General features: G+C 43.5%; 22 protein-coding genes. 11 read left to right on the top strand and 11 right to left on the bottom strand.

Going from position 1 to position 19,339, the window contains the following annotated elements; all coding sequences use genetic code 11:
• Positions 1 to 10 precede the first annotated feature (10 nt).
• Genes H4K34_RS14630 through H4K34_RS14620 form a run of 4 tightly spaced genes read right to left on the bottom strand, consistent with a single transcriptional unit; the run spans position 11 to position 1,919 of the window.
• Positions 11 to 382 carry a response regulator gene (locus H4K34_RS14630; protein ID WP_210758134.1) on the bottom strand — a complete coding sequence of 124 codons (372 nt, stop codon included), beginning with the start codon at positions 380 to 382 and terminating at the stop codon, positions 11 to 13.
• A complete protein-coding gene (locus tag H4K34_RS14625; RefSeq protein WP_210758133.1) occupies positions 379 to 1,452 on the bottom strand; it encodes a sensor histidine kinase in 1,074 nt (357 codons plus the stop codon). The genes H4K34_RS14630 and H4K34_RS14625 overlap by 4 nt, the downstream gene beginning before the upstream one ends.
• A 24-nt stretch (positions 1,453 to 1,476) precedes the next feature.
• On the bottom strand, positions 1,477 to 1,605 hold the full coding sequence (locus H4K34_RS18145; protein WP_281384591.1) for a hypothetical protein: 129 nt from the start codon (positions 1,603 to 1,605) through the stop codon (positions 1,477 to 1,479).
• Positions 1,605 to 1,919 carry a YbjQ family protein gene (locus H4K34_RS14620; protein ID WP_210758132.1) on the bottom strand — a complete coding sequence of 105 codons (315 nt, stop codon included), beginning with the start codon at positions 1,917 to 1,919 and terminating at the stop codon, positions 1,605 to 1,607. Before H4K34_RS14620 ends, H4K34_RS18145 begins: the two co-directional genes overlap by 1 nt.
• A gap of 115 nt (positions 1,920 to 2,034) precedes the next feature.
• Between H4K34_RS14620 and H4K34_RS14615 the strand changes: the two genes are divergently transcribed.
• Complete coding sequence (locus tag H4K34_RS14615) at positions 2,035 to 2,685, top strand: T9SS type A sorting domain-containing protein (RefSeq protein WP_210758131.1); 651 nt, start codon at positions 2,035 to 2,037, stop codon at positions 2,683 to 2,685.
• Here H4K34_RS14615 and aroQ read toward each other — a convergent pair.
• Positions 2,682 to 3,098, bottom strand: a complete 417-nt coding sequence (gene aroQ, locus H4K34_RS14610) for a type II 3-dehydroquinate dehydratase (RefSeq protein WP_210758130.1) — start codon at positions 3,096 to 3,098, stop codon at positions 2,682 to 2,684. The genes H4K34_RS14615 and aroQ overlap by 4 nt on opposite strands.
• A gap of 33 nt (positions 3,099 to 3,131) precedes the next feature.
• Between aroQ and xerD the strand changes: the two genes are divergently transcribed.
• A complete protein-coding gene (xerD, locus tag H4K34_RS14605) occupies positions 3,132 to 4,034 on the top strand; it encodes a site-specific tyrosine recombinase XerD (protein ID WP_210758129.1) in 903 nt (300 codons plus the stop codon).
• A 109-nt stretch (positions 4,035 to 4,143) separates the two neighbouring features.
• Here the strand turns inward: xerD and H4K34_RS14600 are convergent, their stop codons facing one another.
• A complete protein-coding gene (locus H4K34_RS14600) occupies positions 4,144 to 6,117 on the bottom strand; it encodes an alpha-ketoacid dehydrogenase subunit alpha/beta (protein ID WP_210758128.1) in 1,974 nt (657 codons plus the stop codon).
• A 254-nt stretch (positions 6,118 to 6,371) separates the two neighbouring features.
• Here H4K34_RS14600 and H4K34_RS14595 point away from each other — a divergent pair, with 254 nt between their 5' ends.
• From H4K34_RS14595 to H4K34_RS14565, 7 genes are all read left to right on the top strand, one after another.
• A complete protein-coding gene (locus tag H4K34_RS14595; protein ID WP_210758127.1) occupies positions 6,372 to 7,328 on the top strand; it encodes an isopenicillin N synthase family dioxygenase in 957 nt (318 codons plus the stop codon).
• Between the two features lie 17 nt (positions 7,329 to 7,345).
• Positions 7,346 to 7,969: a hypothetical protein gene (locus tag H4K34_RS14590; RefSeq protein ID WP_210758126.1), complete on the top strand. Its 624-nt coding sequence runs from the start codon at positions 7,346 to 7,348 to the stop codon at positions 7,967 to 7,969.
• Positions 7,970 to 8,005: 36 nt separating this feature from the next.
• Entirely contained in the window at positions 8,006 to 8,542 is a 537-nt protein-coding gene (locus H4K34_RS14585) for a hypothetical protein (protein WP_210758125.1), read from the top strand.
• 44 nt (positions 8,543 to 8,586) lie between these two features.
• A complete protein-coding gene (locus tag H4K34_RS14580; RefSeq protein ID WP_210758124.1) occupies positions 8,587 to 8,736 on the top strand; it encodes a PspC domain-containing protein in 150 nt (49 codons plus the stop codon).
• 91 nt (positions 8,737 to 8,827) lie between these two features.
• On the top strand, positions 8,828 to 9,082 hold the full coding sequence (locus H4K34_RS14575; protein WP_210758123.1) for a hypothetical protein: 255 nt from the start codon (positions 8,828 to 8,830) through the stop codon (positions 9,080 to 9,082).
• Between the two features lie 3 nt (positions 9,083 to 9,085).
• Positions 9,086 to 9,427, top strand: coding sequence for a TfoX/Sxy family protein (locus tag H4K34_RS14570; protein ID WP_210758122.1), 342 nt, complete (start codon positions 9,086 to 9,088; stop codon positions 9,425 to 9,427).
• 39 nt (positions 9,428 to 9,466) lie between these two features.
• A complete protein-coding gene (locus tag H4K34_RS14565) occupies positions 9,467 to 9,823 on the top strand; it encodes a translation initiation factor (RefSeq protein WP_210758121.1) in 357 nt (118 codons plus the stop codon).
• 7 nt (positions 9,824 to 9,830) lie between these two features.
• Here the strand turns inward: H4K34_RS14565 and H4K34_RS14560 are convergent, their stop codons facing one another.
• Genes H4K34_RS14560 through H4K34_RS14545 form a run of 4 tightly spaced genes read right to left on the bottom strand, consistent with a single transcriptional unit; the run spans position 9,831 to position 14,912 of the window.
• Positions 9,831 to 10,349 (bottom strand): hypothetical protein, encoded by a 519-nt coding sequence (locus tag H4K34_RS14560; protein ID WP_210758120.1) that lies wholly within the window; start codon positions 10,347 to 10,349, stop codon positions 9,831 to 9,833.
• Positions 10,342 to 11,469: an N-acetyl-alpha-D-glucosaminyl L-malate synthase BshA gene (gene bshA / locus H4K34_RS14555; RefSeq protein WP_210758119.1), complete on the bottom strand. Its 1,128-nt coding sequence runs from the start codon at positions 11,467 to 11,469 to the stop codon at positions 10,342 to 10,344. The genes H4K34_RS14560 and bshA overlap by 8 nt, the downstream gene beginning before the upstream one ends.
• Position 11,470: 1 nt before the next feature.
• Entirely contained in the window at positions 11,471 to 12,151 is a 681-nt protein-coding gene (locus tag H4K34_RS14550) for a toxin-antitoxin system YwqK family antitoxin (RefSeq protein ID WP_210758118.1), read from the bottom strand.
• Positions 12,096 to 14,912: a glycoside hydrolase family 3 N-terminal domain-containing protein gene (locus H4K34_RS14545; protein ID WP_210758117.1), complete on the bottom strand. Its 2,817-nt coding sequence runs from the start codon at positions 14,910 to 14,912 to the stop codon at positions 12,096 to 12,098. Before H4K34_RS14545 ends, H4K34_RS14550 begins: the two co-directional genes overlap by 56 nt.
• A 299-nt stretch (positions 14,913 to 15,211) precedes the next feature.
• Between H4K34_RS14545 and uvrA the strand changes: the two genes are divergently transcribed.
• Both uvrA and H4K34_RS14535 read left to right on the top strand, forming a co-directional pair.
• Positions 15,212 to 18,070: an excinuclease ABC subunit UvrA gene (uvrA, locus tag H4K34_RS14540; RefSeq protein ID WP_246452128.1), complete on the top strand. Its 2,859-nt coding sequence runs from the start codon at positions 15,212 to 15,214 to the stop codon at positions 18,068 to 18,070.
• Positions 18,063 to 18,773 carry an LOG family protein gene (locus tag H4K34_RS14535; RefSeq protein WP_210758116.1) on the top strand — a complete coding sequence of 237 codons (711 nt, stop codon included), beginning with the start codon at positions 18,063 to 18,065 and terminating at the stop codon, positions 18,771 to 18,773. Before uvrA ends, H4K34_RS14535 begins: the two co-directional genes overlap by 8 nt.
• Here the strand turns inward: H4K34_RS14535 and H4K34_RS14530 are convergent.
• A complete protein-coding gene (locus tag H4K34_RS14530) occupies positions 18,770 to 19,285 on the bottom strand; it encodes an ORF6N domain-containing protein (protein ID WP_210758115.1) in 516 nt (171 codons plus the stop codon). The two genes, H4K34_RS14535 and H4K34_RS14530, sit on opposite strands and share 4 nt — an antisense overlap.
• Between the last annotated feature and the right edge of the window lie 54 nt (positions 19,286 to 19,339).

The raw sequence follows: 19,339 nt of genomic DNA, 5'->3' as shown, positions 1-19,339 counted from the left end.
TTTCTAGTTATCAATTTTGACCTACTACCCGTTGAAATTCCTCCAAGAGAGAATCTCGATTAAAAGGTTTTCGCAAATAATTTCGAATCAAGCCGGAATTAAGGGCCTGTTGAATTTCTTCATTAATCTCAAAGCCGGTTAGGATATAAAATGGTGCTTCTTGAAGATGGCCGCGAATACTCTGCAAAAACTCAACTCCATTTTGTCCAGGCATCTTCATATCACTTACTACCACATCCGGCTTTAAGCCAGCAGCAACCTTTTGATAAGCCTCTTGCGGATCTTTAGCGGTGAGCACCTCAAAGTGCTTTTTGAAATTGAGACTGAAAAGGAGCAAATTCATCTCCTCATCATCAACATAGAGAATTTGGGGTAAACTCATGAATTAGGAATTTCAACAGTGACGGTGGTACCCTGGCCCTCTTGGGATTGGATACTCATTTTACCTTTATGCTGATCAATAATATTGTAGGCTATCGATAATCCCAGCCCCACCCCTTCGCCTGGAGAGCGGGTGGTAAAAAACGGATCGGTAACTTTTAGAAGATTCTCGGTGGCAATGCCGCTGCCACTATCTTGGATTTGCACGCGAATGCCGGCTTCCAGATTTTCGGCATTTAACTTCAATACCCCACCATCTGGCATGGCCTGAAAGGCATTCTGAATAATATTAAAGAAAACCTGATAAAGTTCGGCCCGGTTGCCAACAACCTGAATCTCTTTGGCTTTTATGGAGTTTTGAATCTGAATTTCAGTCGAGTATTCGGGAAGCAGTAAAACCAAAACATTGTCGAGAATTCGACCAATATCACAAAGCTCTTTCTTCTCCCCACCCTGATTACTCATCTGGTTTAAGGAGCGAATGATGCGATGTACTCTTTGAAGTCCTTCACGAATTCCGCGGATGTAAATTTGGGTTTCTTCATTATGCTCCGCCAGCTTCTGGTCTTCGAGGCCTACTAAACCCCCAGAGATATAATTTAGAGGATTATTCACCTCATGCGCCAAGCCCCGAGTTAAAAGACCAATGGAAGCCATTTTCTCAGCTTGCATCAATTTGCTTTGTGCTGATTTCAGATCTTCGAGTGCTTTCTGTAATTGAAGATTTTGATTGTGAATGATCTCATTCTTTTCCTGCAGCTTTTCATGCTTTTCATTCAATGCCTGCAAGGTTTGATCTAAATCACGCGTTTTTTCTTGAACGGTCTTCTCTAAGCTTTTTTGATGAGACTCCAAACTTTGCTCAACGGTTCTCAGTCGCCCTAGATGTCGGCGTAGAAAAACAAAAAATAAGGCTCCAGTGGCTACCACATAGAACCAGCCTTTATAGGTTTGGAGTTCATTTTGTAAGGCAGGGGAATCCACCAATTCATTGACAGCCAGATCTGAGAACAGAATCCAAAGCGCCCCAATAATCAGATAGATTAAGCTAATGCGATATTCAAACTTCAATTCCCCTAAGTGTTTTTCCCCTTCTTAATTATCTCGCTTTTCAAAGTCTTCGGTCTCCTTTATTCGCAGGCGACGAAAGGCTAAATAAATGATTAGTATCAGGAGGATTATCCAAACTCCGCCATTGATATAAATTGGCCAACTAAATTCCATTAGCTCAATTTTACTGCCGTACCATAGGCCAGAATTTCTGCCGCTCCTTGCATAACCATCGCAGTGGTTAATCGGATATTGATCACCGCATCGGCGCCTAAACGTTGGGCATCCTGCTCCAATCTTTGCATGGCCTGCTCGCGCGCATGTGCCTGAAGCTTGGTGTATTCCTCAATTTCTCCACCAACGATATTTTTTAATCCGGCAAAGAAGTCACGACCGATATTTCGGGCTCTAACCGTGCTTCCACGCGCTATGCCTATTATCTCGGTCACTTCACGGTTCGGTATATAGTCGGTGGTACTTAGTATCATTTTTCGCTCTGTTTAGGCAAGAGCCCTAATGTACGAAATGCATTTTCACATGAATTAGGCAACCGAATTAAAAATTGAGCATCCAAAATAGTGAACCCTTAAACCTAAATCTGCTATGAAATCTGCTTCGCTTTTACTTGCCCTTCTGCTCTGCATGCCCAGAGTATTTGCCCAACATGGAGAGGCTATTTTAACCGGTATTGTATTGGAGTCAGGAACCGAAGACACTATTTCCCTTTTCTATATCTCCATTAAAAACCAGGAAACAGGTCAAATCATTTCCCTAAACAAAAGGTTTGGGGATAGTACCCTTGGCTACCAAATCGATGGAATACCACCCGGCATCTATAATTTGAGCTGTTATAATTTCTACAGCAATCAGCGTAAGCGAATTCTAAATGTTCGTCTGCACGAAGGATTTAACAATTGGTACCCTCGGATAGAAGAACCAGTAAATGTGGAATTTGTGAGCAGATCACCAAGGTATTACCCTGAGTATATTTTAGACTCTGAAGATTTCCCAGAATTTAAACCCTTAAGTCTCTATCCCAATCCCGTACATGAAACTGCTGCTCTTGCCGAAGGTGAATGCTACAATCGTGTGGATATATACAATGTAAGTGGGAACTTGATTAAAACTATCCATTTTGAAGCGGGACAAGAACAAAAAATGGAATTAAGTGATTTGCCTTTTGGCTTTTATATATGTAAAGCCAGTAGCGATAAGTTTGATTTTAGCGAAACTGTGAAATTCATCAAACTTTAGCCCAACAAAGCTCTCATTGCCAACTCATAGCCCTTAAGACCCAGGCCAGTGATTACACCCTTAGCAGCGGGCGACAAATAGCTTTTATGTCGGAAGCTTTCACGCTGATAAACATTGGAAAGATGCACCTCGATAATAGGACAGTCAATCGATTTTGCCGCATCCGCCAAAGCGATCGAAGTATGAGTAAAGGCAGCAGGATTAAAGATGATTCCCTCACACTCCTCTGCCAGCTCATGCAAGGCACTCACCAATTCGCCTTCCACATTAGATTGACGATACTGGATTTCATGTTCGGGAAAATCCGCTTGCAGCTTTTCCAAATAGGATTCAAAGCCTTGATGTCCGTAAATTTCCGGTTCGCGCTTTCCCAATAAGTTGAGATTCGGACCGTTGAGAATACCCACTTTCATTAGCTACCTTTAGCCGAGCCAAATTACTTAAAAATGCAGTGGAAAGGCGCCATTCGAGAATTCAAAAACTATCTGCAACTGGAGAAGGGTCTGGCCGATAATTCGGTGAAAGCCTATCTCCGTGACTTGAATAAAATTGCCCACTATTTCGAGAATGAAGAACTGGGACCCTTGCAATTGAACCTTTTCCGTTTGGAGAAATGCTTGCGAGATTTGCAAAATCATGGATTGAGCACCCGCAGTCAGGCCCGCTTAATTTCCTCCCTCCGTGCTTTTTATAAGTACCTAATTTTAGAAGACTATATCGATCAAAATCCTGCTGAACTACTGGAAGGACCTAAATTGGATCAAAAGCTTCCAGAGTATTTAGAGGAAGAAGAAGTATCGGCTATGATCGATAGTATTGATCGCTCCAAGCCCGAAGGCATGCGTAATGTGGCCATTTTCGAAACTCTTTATGCCTGTGGTTTGCGGGTTTCCGAATTAGTGGGTCTGCGCCTTTCCGATCTCTTTTTTAAGGAAGATCTTATTCGGGTAGTGGGCAAAGGCAATAAGGAAAGATTGGTTCCCATCAATAGCCTGGCTCAAAAGATGATTGAGCTGTACCGACAGGAAGTGCGGGTGCATCTGCCCATTAAAAAAGGCTCCGAAGACATTCTCTTCCTCAATCGCAGAGGCAGTGCCTTAAGTCGGGCCATGATATTCAATTTAGTGAAAGATGCTGCCTCCGCAGCGGGCATCCGCAAAACCATTTCGCCCCATACCTTTCGTCATAGCTTCGCTACCCACCTCGTAAAACATGGCGCCGATTTACGCGCTGTCCAAGAAATGCTGGGGCATGAAAGCATCACCACCACCGAGATTTATACCCATCTCAGTCAGCAGCAGTTAAGGGAAACTATTCTGAAGTTTCATCCTCGGTCTAAGGATGCTTAAATATCTTTCAAATTGTAGCATCGCTCGAATTGCAAATTCGAGCTAGTGTTCCGGACGATACAGGATTGAATTTGAAACTGGATTGAATTTACAATTCAATTCAGAAATCCTAATACTCCAATAGCTCCTTCAAAGTATCGGCCAATCGGCTTTTCGCCAAGAATCCCTGCTCCAATTGCGCAGCAAAAGGAACCGGCATATCCATACTCGCACAACGACGTACCGGCGCATCCAAGGCTTCGAATGCCTTTTCAGTAATAAGTGCGGCAATATCATTGGCTATACTTCCAAAAGCGGTATCCTCGGTTAACACTAAGGCGCGATGGGTTTTACGAACTGAGTTAAGGATTGCTTCCTCATCCAGAGGCATTAGAGTTCGGAGATCGATTACCTCAATATCCAAACCTTGTTCTTCTGCTAAATCCAAAGCCCAATGTACCGCAGCTCCATAAGTAACTATGGTGGCGGAATTTCCTTCGCGCACTACTGCTGCTTTGCCGATGGGTAAATTATAGTAATTGTCGGCCACCGGCTCCGAAATGGAACGATACAGTGCTTTATGCTCAAAAAAGAGCACCGGGTTAGGATCTTCTATAGCGCTGATCAGCAAACCTTTGGCATCGGATGGAAAAGCAGGATACACCACTTTTAATCCGGGCACATGGGTAAACCAGGCCTCATTACTCTGGCTGTGGAATGGACCAGCCGCTACTCCCGCTCCGGTAGGCATGCGCACTACCACATCGGCATTCTGCCCCCAGCGGTAGTGAATCTTAGCCAGGTTATTTACAATCTGATTAAAGCCTTCGGTAACGAAGTCGGCAAATTGCATTTCTACCACCGCTTTCATTCCTGAGATACTCAGGCCTAAACCCGTACCCACAATGGCCGATTCGCATAAAGGGGTATTTCGCACTCGATCGTAACCGTATTTGTCGGCCAGGCCTTCGGTTACTTTGAAAACACCACCATATTTAGCTATATCCTGACCCATAATCACCAAATTGGGATGGGCCTCCATACTTTGATCCAATGCATCGTGGATGGCGTCTACCAAACGACGATCTTCCTTTTGATCGCCCGCCGGACGCTCTACAAATTCGAAGGGGGCAAAACGATCAGCTAATTCTGTTTCAGGATTAAACACAATGGGCTCTTCGGCGAAAGCCTCTTCAAAAGCCGCATTGATTTCCTGCTTAATGCCCTGTGTTAAATTTTCATTTTCATCGGGACTAATAATGTCCTCATTAATCATGAAGGCCCGGAAATTATCTACCGGATCTTGATCCGCCCATTCATCTTGAATGCCTTCGGGATAATATTTAGTGCCACTAGCTTCTTCATGCCCACGCATGCGGAAGGTTTTACACTCCAATATGAAAGGAACGGAGTCCTTCTTTATTTCTTCACTGATTTCTTTAATCGAATGATAAACTTCCAGGAGGTTGTTACCATCGATACTCTTCCCTTTCACACCATAGCCCATCGCTTTATAGACGAAGCTTTTGAAGGCAAATTGTTCATGACTGGGCGTACTCAATCCCCACTGATTATTCTCTACCAGAAAGATTACGGGCAGTTTCCAAACGGCAGCTACGTTTAAGGCTTCATGAAAATCGCCTTCACTGGCCCCACCATCACCGGTAATCACCAAACAAACCTTATCCTCTTTTTTAAGCTTATGGGCCAGAGCAATACCATCGGCAATTCCCATTTGCGGACCGAGATGGGAAATCATCCCTACCAGTTTATGGTCCTTAGAACCGAAGTGGAAAGAACGGTCTCTACCCTTAGTAAAGCCATTAGCTTTACCCTGAAATTGGGAGAACAAACGGTATAAAGGCACCTTACGAGTGGTGAAAATCCCCAGGTTTCGATGCATTGGAAGCATAAACTCATCAGAGTCCATCGCTAAGGCCGCGCCTACTGAAATTGCCTCCTGACCATAGCCGGAAAACCATTTGGAAATCCGCCCCTGACGCAGGGCGATCAACATTTTCTCCTCGATTAAGCGGGGACGAAGAATGGCGGTATAAAAGTCGATCAATTCCTGATCGGTCAATCCTTTTCGATTGAATTTCATAGAGAGGTAATAAGGGCTTCCAAAATTAGATTTTATTGGGAATGGGCAAGGGATTTAGCCAAGATTTGAGCTTTCATTAAGCTTGAAATATCCAATCTATATGCGGACTTTGTCCTTGCCTAAACCAAATTCCGACTAATCAAGCCTTTAGCTATGTTTGAAGATGGCTTAAAATGAATTCTATTTAGAGCCATTCCGCAAGCTTTTTCCACGCTAATCCCGCTCAGTCCCTATCTTTGCGCAAAATCCTAAAGATGAGTCAGTCGATCGGTATTCCTTCAGTTGATTTAAATGATTTTTTAAGTGGTGATCCACAAAGAAAAGATGCCTTTGTGCAGGCCTTAGGCAAGGCTTATGAGGACATTGGTTTTGTGGCCCTCAAGAATCATCGTCTCAGTGACGAGCTCAGCGCTGCTTTATATCGCGAGGTAAAGGCCTTTTTTAACCTCCCAACCGATATCAAAGCTCAATACGAGATTGAAGGGATTGCTGGTCAGCGTGGATATACCGGATTTGGAAAGGAGCATGCCAAGGGCAGAAATACAGGTGACCTGAAAGAGTTTTGGCATTTTGGTCAATATGTAGAAGATGGCGATGCGATCGCAAAAGAATATCCAGAAAATATTGAGGTTGCGGAATTACCCGATTTTAACCGTATCGGTAAAGAAGCTTATCAAACTTTGGAAGCAACCGGTAGAGATATGCTTCGTGCCCTGGCTTTATACCTTGGATTGGAAGAAACTTATTTTGATGCTCATATTCATAATGGCAATAGCATCTTAAGACCGATTCACTACCCTCCCATTACCGAGGAACCTCAGGATGCTGTGCGGGCCGCCGAACATGAAGATATTAACCTCATCACCCTTTTAATGGGAGCTTCAGCGGATGGATTACAAGTTTTAAATAAGGCAGGTGAATGGATTCCCGTTACGGCCTTACCAGGTCAAATTGTGGTGAATGTTGGCGATATGCTGCAAAGGCACAGCAATAATAAATTGCGCAGTACTACCCACCGAGTGGTGAATCCACCTCGCGAAAAATGGGCGGAAAGCCGTTTCAGTATTCCTTTCTTTTTACATCCTCGCAGCGAAATGCCTTTGGATTGTTTGCCAGAGTGTATTGATGCCGAACATCCTAAACAATACGAGGATATTTCAGCAGGAGGATATTTAGATGAGCGTTTAAGAGAGATTGGCTTAAAAAGCTAATTCCAGTGTCCTTCGTGATGAGCTATAAGAAATCCTGTCTGCTGGTATTCCTAATCCTTAGCAGCTTGGTCCACGCTCAAAACGATAGTCTGGCCTATCACGATCTTTTTAAACACCTCACTGGTCTTAAAGGCTTAATCGCCGATAGCACTTGGGAATATACTCATGATAGTGCTTTATATCGCATTCTCTTTTCGGCAAGTGGAAACTTTATCGATCCCAAATTTCATTTCAATCGGAACTTAAATATTCGTTCCATTGAAAGAGATCTAGATACCGTTAAGCTTATCAATATTCAAGTTTATCCTAAAAGTGAAAAATCCAGTCATTTTTTCCAGGGTACACTGCAAATTGATCTCCCTTTACAAAATCCAGACGCAGATAGTATTCTGACCTTTGGCAATAGTCCTTCTATTTGGGCCAGTCGCATTTATGTAGAATCGATGTTATTCCAAAAGCCTGTTCGAATACCTTCCATCTTTCCTGGCACATCTACGGAATATAGAGTAAGTAACCCTACTATTCTGAGCTTTCAAAATGGTAAGTACCTGATTGTAGACTTGATTCAAATAAGGAATTACGGAGGCCAAACGGATAGTGGTTTTGTCCAGACTTATTTTCTGGAACGCCTATCCCCTTAAAGAGAGATTAGTACATTTCGAAAAATCCCTTTCGAGATGCTAAAACAATTTCTCTTTGGTTTGCTACTCTTTAGCACCCCACTCTTTTCACAACATTGTCCTTTTGATGGGGCTTATATTCTGGTGGTGGAAGTTGAAGATAGTTTGAGTGGAAAGAGAATCCCAAATTTAAAAATCAGCTTTTTGGATAGTCTGGGGGAGCGAATCATGCATCAAGTTTACCGCAATGGAGGATGGGAGTATGATACCTTATGGATGTGGATGAACCCAGATAGTACCAGTCACTGTGGCATCATAGATAACAATCACCCAATGAATCCTTGGTCTATTCGCTTTTGGTTTGCGGAAAGTAATTATGTTCTGGTTTGGGGAGCGGATTTACCGGGAAGTCAAATTATGATCGAGGATCTTGATGGATCCCAAAATGGCGGACAATTTAAATCTCGCATTGTAGCTTTAGGGACCGAAAACCTATACCCTCTTTGTACTGGCCATTCGAATTGGGATTTCGGTCCGGAAGGAGGTTTTGTGGAAGGCTATCAAAGCTTAAAAGTTTATTTGTCGACCCAATAGTCCTTGGCCTTTGCTAAATTTAGAGACCAAATAATTCAAAAGCTATGGTATTAGGAGTAGCCGAATGGCTGAGCTTTAAATTAGGATGGGATGTTAGCATCATCCGCATTGCCTTTGTTATTGCCTTCATTTTCTATGGCACTGGTTTAGGGCTATATCTGATTCTTTGGTTAGTGAAACAATTTTCATATTAACTGAATATCAATGCTTCTCTATTGCAATTGTGAATCTTGTAAAAAGCCATTTACTTTAAAGCAAAAGGCGAATTCCCGCATTAACTTGGAGATGAAATACGGCAAGGAGATTCGGGTACATTGTAAGCATTGTGCCAAGGACCAAATGAAACATGTGAACGATATTAGAGCAGAAGTAAATAACACCATGGTGATCATCGCCTTTGGTCTTAGCGCTATACTCACTTTCTTTCTATGGTCTCGCTATGGCGCTATCAGCACGGTAAGTGCTGCTATTCCATTTGTTGCCTTTACCCAACAGAGTAAAAGGGTGAATTCTTTTAATAAAATAATGGCTAGACGCTAGAGTATGGCTTTCGATGAATTTTTAGGTGAGCGCATCCGCAACCATCTCAATCAGAAAAGTATCCCCTTTATTGAAAAGAAAATGATGGGTGGCCTCTGCTTTATGGTAGATGATAAAATGCTGGCCGGCGTGGTAAAAGATCATTTAATGGCGCGGGTAGGTCCGGATCAATATGAAGAAGCCATGGAGTTGAAAGCCGCTCGCCCTATGGACTTTACCGGTAGACCGATGAAAGGCTATGTCTTTGTAGATCCTGAGGGTATTGACCGAGAAGATGAATTGGAGTACTGGTTGCAATTATGCCTCAATTTTAATCCGCAAGCGAAATCAAGTAAGAAGAAATAGATTGCATCCAATCTATACCTTTGCCTTCAAATCCCTTTTATGGCTAAAAAGCAATCCAATTCCCTCGAAGATCTGGGCTCCATGGTATTCTCAACCGGCAATAGTGGTTTTCAAGGTTTCGATGAGGAAGATGAAATTGAAGAAATCCAAGCCGGAGATCAGCTTTTAGAAGTTCATCTTGAAAAGAAAGGTCGGGGTGGAAAAACGGCCGTAGTCATCAAAGGTTTTGAAGGTTCTGATGAAGCCTTGAAAGATCTGGCTAAAGCGGTAAAAGGTCATTGCGCCACCGGTGGATCCGTTAAAGACGGAGAGATCATCATCCAGGGTGATATGCGTCCGAAAATCTTGGAATACCTCCAAAAACAAGGCTATAAAACCAAAAGAGTGGGTGGCTAATTAGCGGCTATTTCTCTTTCAGCTGACTGAGTAAGGCCCCTCGATAAGCCCAGGGAATGGCCACTAATAAAGCCAATCCACCAAAGGACAATAAGGGCTCCTCATATTCCATAGACTGCCAAAACATCCAGGCAGCACCCAAAGCCAGTAAGGTTAAAAAACCAAAAGCCCGAATTAAGGCATTGCCTTGCTCAGATTTTAACACTGCCTGCTCTTCCTCCTTTTTAATCTGAATAGGAGTGGTTTCCGTCCACTTTAAACGATAGTATTTGGGCCAAGGCGCTTTTAATGATTTGGGCCTTTCCGCCGACAAGAACAAAGCCTTGCGATGCTCAGTAAGGTCTAACCATATTTCATCCTCCAAAGCAAAGAGACCACCACAATGCAATTGATACCGCCCGGGCTCCAATTCCAAATGATAAGTTTCGCCAAAAGCAATGCGGGCAGTAAGCTTTCGATTTACGTATAAAGGATAAGACTCTAAATAACCGGCGCGGTCACGTCTTTGAATTAGCACTTCAGGCATTACTGGCGGCTATGGCTTCATGGTAAACCCGTAAATAATCCGGCATAATTTCATCAATAGCAAAACGCTCCGCCTGGGCTCGAGCAGCCTGCGCAAATGCTATATGCCTTTGTGGATCGCTTAAGATATGAATAGCTCCTTGAGCCATCGCATCTATATCACCCACATCGGCAGTAATACCGGTTTTCATATGGATATTCACTTCCCCTAAGCCACCGGTATTGGATGAGATTACGGGTACCCCGGCTCCCATCGCTTCCAAAGCGGCCAAGCCGAAGCTCTCCTTTTCGGATGGCAGGATAAACAAATCTGAAATGCAAAGGATGCGCTCTACATCAGAGGTTTTACCCAGGAATTTCACCTTCTCGGCAATGCCCAAATCCTGTGCTTGCTTGCGCGCTCTTTCCTTTTCCGGACCATCACCTAACATCAGTAATACTGCGGGCATTTCATTTTGCAAACGGAAGAAGACATCAATTACATCCGGAATGCGCTTCACTTTTCTGAAATTAGAAACGTGGGTAACGATCTTCTCCCCTTCTTCCGCAAAATTGTGTTTGCAGCTATCATCTGGTTTATAAAGGCTTAGATCCAAAAAGTTAGGAATCACCTGAATATCCTTGGTAATATTGAAAAAGGAAAGGGTATCCTGTTTCAAACTTTCACTTACGGAGGTCACTACATCCGAATGATTGATACTGAAATTTACCGCCTGCTTATAGCTGGGATTTCTTCCCACCAGCGTGATATCCGTACCATGTAAGGTGGTTACAATCGGAAGATCAACTCCCTTTTCGCGCAAAATTTGCTTGGCCATATAGGCAGCATAGGCGTGAGGAATAGCATAGTGTACGTGAATAACCTCCAATTTATACTTGAGGGTTACATTCACCATTTTACTGCTCAAAGCCAACTCATAGGGCTGATATTCGAAGAGCGGATAATCCTGAACATTTACCTCATGGTAGTAAATATTAGGCTCCAAAACATCCAGCCTTACTGGCTGCGAATAGGAAATGAAATGAATCTTATGTCCCTGCTTAGCTAGGTACATACTAAGTTCGGTAGCTACTACTCCACTTCCCCCGTAGGTGGGGTATCCCACGATCCCGATATTCACTTTAGCGTAATTCTCCCTTCCGGTATTTTTCAGTTTTCAGCACGGAACCATCTTCTGCATAATAGGTCCATTTGCCGTCTTCTTTATCGTCCTTGTAATTCCCTTCTACCTTGAGTTTACCATCTTGATAATACTCACGGTAAAGGCCTTCCTTCTTATTGTTTTCGTAAGTGTAAACTGATTTTACCTCACCACTTTTATAGAAACTCTTGGCTTCACCTTGAAGGATATCATCTTCATAATTGAGCATGGTGCTCATATTCTCATTGGTGTAGTACCAAATGGCTTTACCATTCTTCTTACCATCCTTATAAGTAGCCTGCTCTTGCTTTTTACCGTCGGAATAATACTTGGTGAAAAGTCCTTGCTCCAGGCCATTTTCAAATTTTCCCTCTTCGCTAATCTTACCTCGATTATTCACGCGCATAAATGGACCATGCAGCTTGCCATGGCTGAAATTCTCCATCTTGGCAATGCTTCCTGTTTGGCGATAATTAAAGTGTACACCATCTTCCAAACCGTTTTGATCGTAGGAGATCAATTCCGATGGAATTCCATTGGGATGGAAGTTTACAATGGTAGTATCAGTAGGATTTGGCTTTTGATTTTCTTGTGCTTGAAGACCCTCAGGGAGCCAAGCCAATGAGAGCAGTAGCAGGGTCGTCGTTTTGAATCGCTTCATAGATTACTTCTTGAATTTTGGTGCGAGTTGATAAACTTAAAAGTTTTCGGTTTTCAGCATCCGGATTCACCCGATTCGATAGAAAAATATAGACTATTTGCTCATCAGGATCGGCCCAGGCTAAGGTACCAGTAAATCCGCTGTGGCCAAAGCTACGATCTGAAACGCAACCGCAGGTAGGTCCGGGGCCTTCTAATTGGGGTTTATCGAAACCAATACCCCGGCGGTTCTTGGTTTGGCAATACTGACAACGAATAAATTCATTTACGGTTACCGAATCGAAATATCGCACTCCGGCATATTCGCCCTTCTGCATGTACATCTGCATCAATTTGGCTAAATCATTCGCAGTACTGAATAGTCCGGCATGCCCAGCTACACCACCTAATAATGCGGCTCCCTGATCATGCACATAACCACGAATCAATGATCTCCGAAAGGTCTTATCATCTTCGGTAGGTACAATTAAATCAATCGGGAATATCTGCAAAGGATGATACACCATGGTATTGGCACCCAATGGTTCATAGAGCTTTTCGTGGATCAATTCATCCAAGGGCTGCCCTTCCATCCTTTCGATGATCTGCATAAAGAGGTAATAACCCAAATCCGAATAGCGGTATTCCTTAGTGGGAAGTAAGTCAGAATCGAGTATCCTTTTTAATATCGTATCGCGCATATAGCGCTGACTGTAAAGCCCTTCACTCACCACATTGGGATAGTCAAAACTGCGTTCCTTACCGTAATAACCTTCCTTATACTTTCCTTGGTCCAAGGTTTCTAAATAGAAGGGAATCCAAGGTTTTAAACCGCTTTGGTGGGCCAGAATTTCCCGTAACACCAAATCTTCTTTATTGGTTCCCTTTGCTTCTGGAAGGTAGTAACCTAAGGTTTTGTCGAGATTTATTTTCCCCTCTTCTACTAATGACATTAAAAGGGGTACGCTTACCGCGATTTTGGTAATACTCGCTAAATCATAAAGATGCTCCGAGCGTACCGGAGTCTTTTTTTTTGAATCGATATAACCAAAGTTCTTATGGTAAATTACCTGTCCCTTGCGGGCGATAAGCACCTGCGCTCCAGGGGTTGCCCCTTGATTCATCGCTTCTTTTACAATGCCATCAATGCGATTTAAGGTATTCACATCGAGGCCCACCGCCCCTGGATAATGATAACCTAAACGACCGATGGCTTGCGTGTTTAATCCAAAGCCTACTTCGAAGGGCTCCCCGGCAGAAACGGGCAATCGACCTTTGGCTCCCAAAGCTCCGAAAATGATTTGCGCGGCTACACTTTCGGCATCGGGATCATTTTGATAGGCCATCAATAATGCTTCGGCATCACGCGCTTCCGGAAAATCCAATAAGGAATAGGGATTGGCAAATAGGGTTATGATCAATTTGTTTTGCAGGGCAATTCGACGGGTAAAACGACGAATTTCAGAACTGATTTTATAGGACTTCCAGGGATTGGCATTGGAGGTATATAAACCCAGAACTACATAATCGTAATCCGCCAGGGCGGCGATAATTTCCTCCTCATTTTTGTTGGTATAATCAAAGTACTCTACCTGAGTGTACTTTTTCAACATCTCAGCAAAATAGGGGCTTACCTCATTACCGGCGGTTACACAGGCAATCTTAAGATCCGCCAGCTTTTTAACTGGCAGAGTTTTGTTTTTATTGATTAATAAGGTTTGTGCTTCAGCAAAAATATTGTGATTTAGAATCTGATCTTTTTCACGTAAGAGCTTAGTTGCCAAAGTACTGCCTTCGATATGGGTCTTGGTACTTAGGCCCATCCAATACTTTGCGGCTAATATCCTTTTTACGCTGGCATTAATGTGGGCCGTATCGATCAAACCTGCTTTTAAAGCTTCCTTAATCTTGGCTTTGGCCAATTTCACATCTTGACTAAAAACCAATACATCATTTCCGGCTTTGATGGCTTCCAAGTCAACCATGCCAGGTTTATAATCGCGAGCCACGCCTTGCATATTCAAAGCATCGGTAAAGGTTAATCCATCAAAACCGATTTGCTCCCGTAATAATTTTAAGGTCGCTGGACTTAAGGAGCTGGGCTTTCCACTAGGGTCGATAGCCGGAACATTTAGATGCGCCACCATTACGCCTCCCAAGCCACTCTTACTGATATTTTTATAGGGGTATAGCTCCACCTTTTCCAATCTATCCATAGGATGGCTCACCGAAGGAAGAGTCTTATGCGAATCCGAATCGGTATCCCCATGACCGGGGAAATGCTTAGCTACTGCCAACACATGTACAGATTGCATGCCCCGCATAACTGCAGCGGCGATTCGAGTAACATGCTCAGGGTCCTCTCCAAATGAACGTGCTCCAATAATGGGATTCTTAGGATTGGTATTGATATCCACTACCGGAGCAAAATTGATATGAACGCCCAGAGTTTTGCAATGCTCACCAATTGCCTTACCATATTCATAAGCCAATACTGTGTCTTGTAATGCCCCCAGGGTAATGGGCCATGGAAATTTAAAAGTCTCCGGTAAACGCATGGCCAAACCCCACTCTGCATCCATGGCAATCATGAGAGGAGTGCTACTGTTCAACTGATAGAGGTTGGTTAAACGCGCTTGTTCCTTAGGGCTTCCCTGAAAAAAGATTAATCCCCCAATATGCTCCTCTTTCACCAATTGCTGGATTTCGCGTTCATGCTCCGGCCCTTTATTGGAATAGGCCGCCACCATAAACAATTGTCCCAGTTTTTCATCCAAAGACATGGACGCTATTTTCTGCTTAACCCATGCACTATCAGCCTGGTATATTACCGAATGCTGGCTTTTAAGAAAAAAGCTAAGGCAGAGGAAAAGGCTCGTAAGAAAATATCTGGGCATTGAAGAGGTATTTAATAAGCTAAAGTACTTGCAAATACTATGCTTAAAACGGAGGAAATCGCGAAGTATTCCACAAGGAGTAGTTAGTCCAGAGGATTGGGCTTAGATGATAATTATTAGATTTTTCGAATCGCCATAAACTCATTTCCTATTCTCCGAGGTGGAGCTTAAAAAGACTTGTATTTTTGCTCGAATTTGAAATCTTCCCTTTGGAATCAGATACAATTGAAGTACTCGGTGCACGGGTACACAACCTGAAAGACCTTGATGTTGAGATTCCCCGCGACGAATTGGTTGTGATTACCGGCCTGAGTGGCAGCGGAAAATCATCATTAGCCTTCGACACTATTTACGCCGAAGGACAGCGTCGTTATATCGAAACTTTCTCTGCCTATGCCCGCCAGTTTTTGGGCAATATGGATCGGCCGGATGTGGATAAAATCAATGGCCTGAGTCCGGTAATTTCGATTGAACAAAAGACGACTAGTAAGAATCCTCGCTCTACCGTAGGAACGGTAACCGAGATATACGATTTCTTACGTCTACTTTACGCTCGCGCTTCCACCGCCTATTCTTATGAAACCGGCGAAGAAATGGTGAGCTATACCCAGGAGCAGATTAAGAACCTCATTATTGAGCGATTTGCAGATCAGCGCGTTTACCTCCTAGCCCCATTAATCCGCAGTCGTAAAGGTCATTACCGCGAGCTATTTGCCTCGGTGGCCAAGCAGGGTTTTTTGAAGGTTCGCGTGGATGGTGAAATAAAAGATATTACCCATGGGATGCGATTGGATCGTTATAAAACCCATGACATTGAGTTGGTTATTGATCGCTTACGCGTAGATGCTAAGGATGAAAAGCGCTTGATGGAATCTATTCAAACTGCCCTTTCACAAGGAAGCGGTGTTTTGATGGTTCAGGTTTTTGAAGAACCCAAAGTGCATTTCTTTAGCCGCAACTTAATGTGTCCTACAACTGGAATCGCCTATCCGGAGCCAGAACCTAATACCTTCTCATTTAACAGTCCCAAAGGAGCTTGCCCAAAATGCAATGGCTTGGGTATTGTAAGTGAGATTGACCTAGATAAGGTTATTCCCAATCCCAATAAAAGTATCAAACAAGGAGGCCTCGCGCCTTTAGGGGAATTTAAAGCGAATTGGATTTTCAATCAGATTGAGATTATTGGGGATCGCTATGGCTTCAAATTAAGCACCCCCATTAAGGATATTCCCAAAGAAGGCTTAGACACGGTTCTTTATGGAGCCGATGAAGTTTTCGAAGTGCCCAATAAAACCTTAGGCATCACGCGCAAGTACAGCCTCAAATTTGAAGGGGTAGTAAATTTCATCTCTCAGCAATCTGAGGAAACCAAAAGCCGCAATATTAAACGCTGGGCAGAAGGCTTCATGAATGAAGTAACCTGCCATGAATGCAATGGCGATCGCTTGCGCAAAGAGTCGCGCCATTTTAAAATTGATGGCAAGAGCATTGCCGACCTCGCCCGCATGGATATTGAAAGCCTTCAGCAATGGTTAGCTTCCGCTGAAGCCTCAATGAGCGAACAACAAAGGCGTATTGGCACCGAAATTATCAAGGAACTCAGTACCCGTAGTAGCTTCCTCTTAAATGTAGGCCTAAATTACCTCAGCTTAAACAGACCGGCCAAATCACTTTCCGGTGGAGAGGCCCAGCGAATTCGTTTGGCAACCCAAATTGGCTCCCAATTAGTGAACGTGCTTTACATTTTAGATGAGCCCAGTATTGGTCTGCATCAAAGAGATAATGAAAAGCTTATTCAGTCACTTAAAGAATTGCGAGACTTAGGCAATTCTGTGATCGTGGTAGAACACGACCGGGATATGATTGAGGAAGCTGATTTCATTTTAGACATTGGTCCGGGCGCTGGTCGCCATGGTGGCGAAATTGTTGCTCAAGGAGACCTGGCCGATATCATGAATAGCAATAGCGTTACCGCTCAATACCTTAATGGTCAGCTTGAAATTAGCGTTCCCGAAAAACGCCGCGAAGGAAATGGGAAGTTCATTGAGCTTAAAGGTGCCACTGGAAACAATCTTAAAAAGGTAAACCTCAATTTACCTTTAGGGCAGTTAGTCGTGGTTACCGGGGTTTCCGGTTCAGGTAAATCGACCTTAATCAACGAAACTCTGTATCCGGCGATATCCAAACACTTTTATCAATCGGTAAAAGAACCCCTACCCTACAAAAGCTTGAAGGGACTGGAACATATTGATAAAGTTATTGATATCGATCAAAGTCCGATTGGACGAACTCCGCGCTCCAATCCAGCGACCTATACCGGCGTTCTCTCCAATATCCGCGACCTCTTTGCCAATTTACCCGAAGCAAAAGTTCGGGGTTATAAGCCCGGCAGATTTAGTTTTAATGTAAAAGGTGGACGCTGTGAAACCTGTGAAGGCGCTGGAATTCGAGTGATCGAAATGAACTTCCTACCGGATGTTTATGTTGATTGTGAGACTTGTCAGGGTAAGCGATTTAATCGGGAAACTTTGGAAGTGCGCTACAAAGGAAAAAGTATTGCTGATGTACTCGATATGAGCATCAATAGGGCGGTACAATTCTTTGAAAGCATTCCAAAAATTTACCAGAAGCTTAAAACTTTACAAGATGTTGGCTTGGGCTATATAACCCTAGGGCAACAATCAACCACTCTTTCAGGCGGTGAGGCTCAGCGAGTTAAGCTAGCCACTGAGCTCAGTAAACGAGACACTGGTAAAACCCTGTACATTTTAGACGAACCTACCACAGGTTTACATTTTGAAGATGTGCGAGTTTTAATGGAAGTTTTAAATAAATTGGTAGACCGTGGGAACACCGTTCTCATTATTGAACATAACCTGGATGTAATTAAGCTGGCCGACCACCTAGTGGATATCGGCCCCGAAGGAGGCGCAAAAGGAGGTACCGTGGTGTTTTCTGGTAGCCCGGAAGAAATGGTAAAAAAGAACATTGGCCATACCGCTCGCTTCCTCGAAATAGAACTAAAACGAAATAGCAATGGCTAAATCTGATGATCAGCTTCAAAGGGCTTTTGAGCCGAAAAGCTGGAACGAAATACGCACCAACGATTCTTGGGGCATCTTTAAAATTATGAGTGAATTCGTTAATGGATACGAATCTATGGCCCGCATGGGACCTTGTGTATCTATTTTCGGATCAGCTCGCACCAAGCCCGACAGCCCCTATTTTAAATTGGCTGAGGAAATTGCCTATAAGCTCACTCAAAGTGGTTTTGGGATTATCACCGGCGGTGGTCCAGGCATAATGGAAGCAGGAAATAAAGGCGCCAAGGAAGGAAAAGGAAATTCGGTAGGTCTGAATATCGACCTGCCCATGGAGCAGCAGCCTAATCCTTATATCGATCCAGATAAAAGCCTGGACTTCGATTATTTCTTTGTTCGTAAGGTGATCTTCGTGAAATACTCTCAGGGCTTTGTAGTAATGCCTGGTGGCTTTGGCACCTTGGATGAACTCTTTGAGGCCCTTACTCTTATTCAGACTTACAAAATCGGACGATTCCCAATCGTTCTGGTTGGCACCAAATTTTGGGGCGGCTTAATTGAATGGATTAAAACCACCCTATTGGAAGCTGAAAACAACATTAGCGCCAAGGACTTGGAGCTCTTTAAAATAGTGGATTCCGCTGATGAAGCAGTAGAAGTAATTGAAGACTTCTACCTGAAATATATGCTGAAACCCAACTTCTAGGGCTCCTGCTTATATCCAATCTTATTTCGAGGCTCAGTTTTCTGGGCCTCTAGCTTTTGTATATACTGGAAGATCAGTTCAATCTGCTCATCATGACTGCTTACTGAATTTCGAATTTCCTCCAAGTCTTTTAAAATTTCTTGATGCTGCTGGATCATATTCCGCATCTTCACGAAGATTCGGATTATTTGAATGTTCACCTTTACGGCCTGATCAGAATTCAGGACGCAAGAGAGCATGGTAACGCCTTGTTCAGTAAAGCAAAATGGCGCGTATCGCAGGCCCCGGCTCGCTTTGCTGGAGGTCACAATTTGTGACCTCCAAAATTGAAACTCCGTATCGGACATTTCAAACATGAAATCCTCTGGAAATCGAAATAGCTTTCTTCGAACGGCCTGCTTTAAAACCTTAGTGGGGACACCATAGAGCTGGGCCAGGTCTCGATCGATCATGACCTTCTGCCCACGGATCTCATAGATCTTTGCCAGGATTAGTTCTTCAGGAATATGCATTGCCTTGAATCATTTCACAGCAATGTATAAGCCCTTGAAGATGGAGCCTTAAGG

The organism is Croceimicrobium hydrocarbonivorans (genome assembly GCF_014524565.1).
In the GTDB taxonomy this organism is placed as follows: Bacteria; Bacteroidota; Bacteroidia; order Flavobacteriales; family Schleiferiaceae; genus Croceimicrobium; species Croceimicrobium hydrocarbonivorans.
The sequence above is the reverse complement of the archived record's forward strand: the minus strand, read 5'-3'. Positions and strand labels throughout refer to the sequence as shown.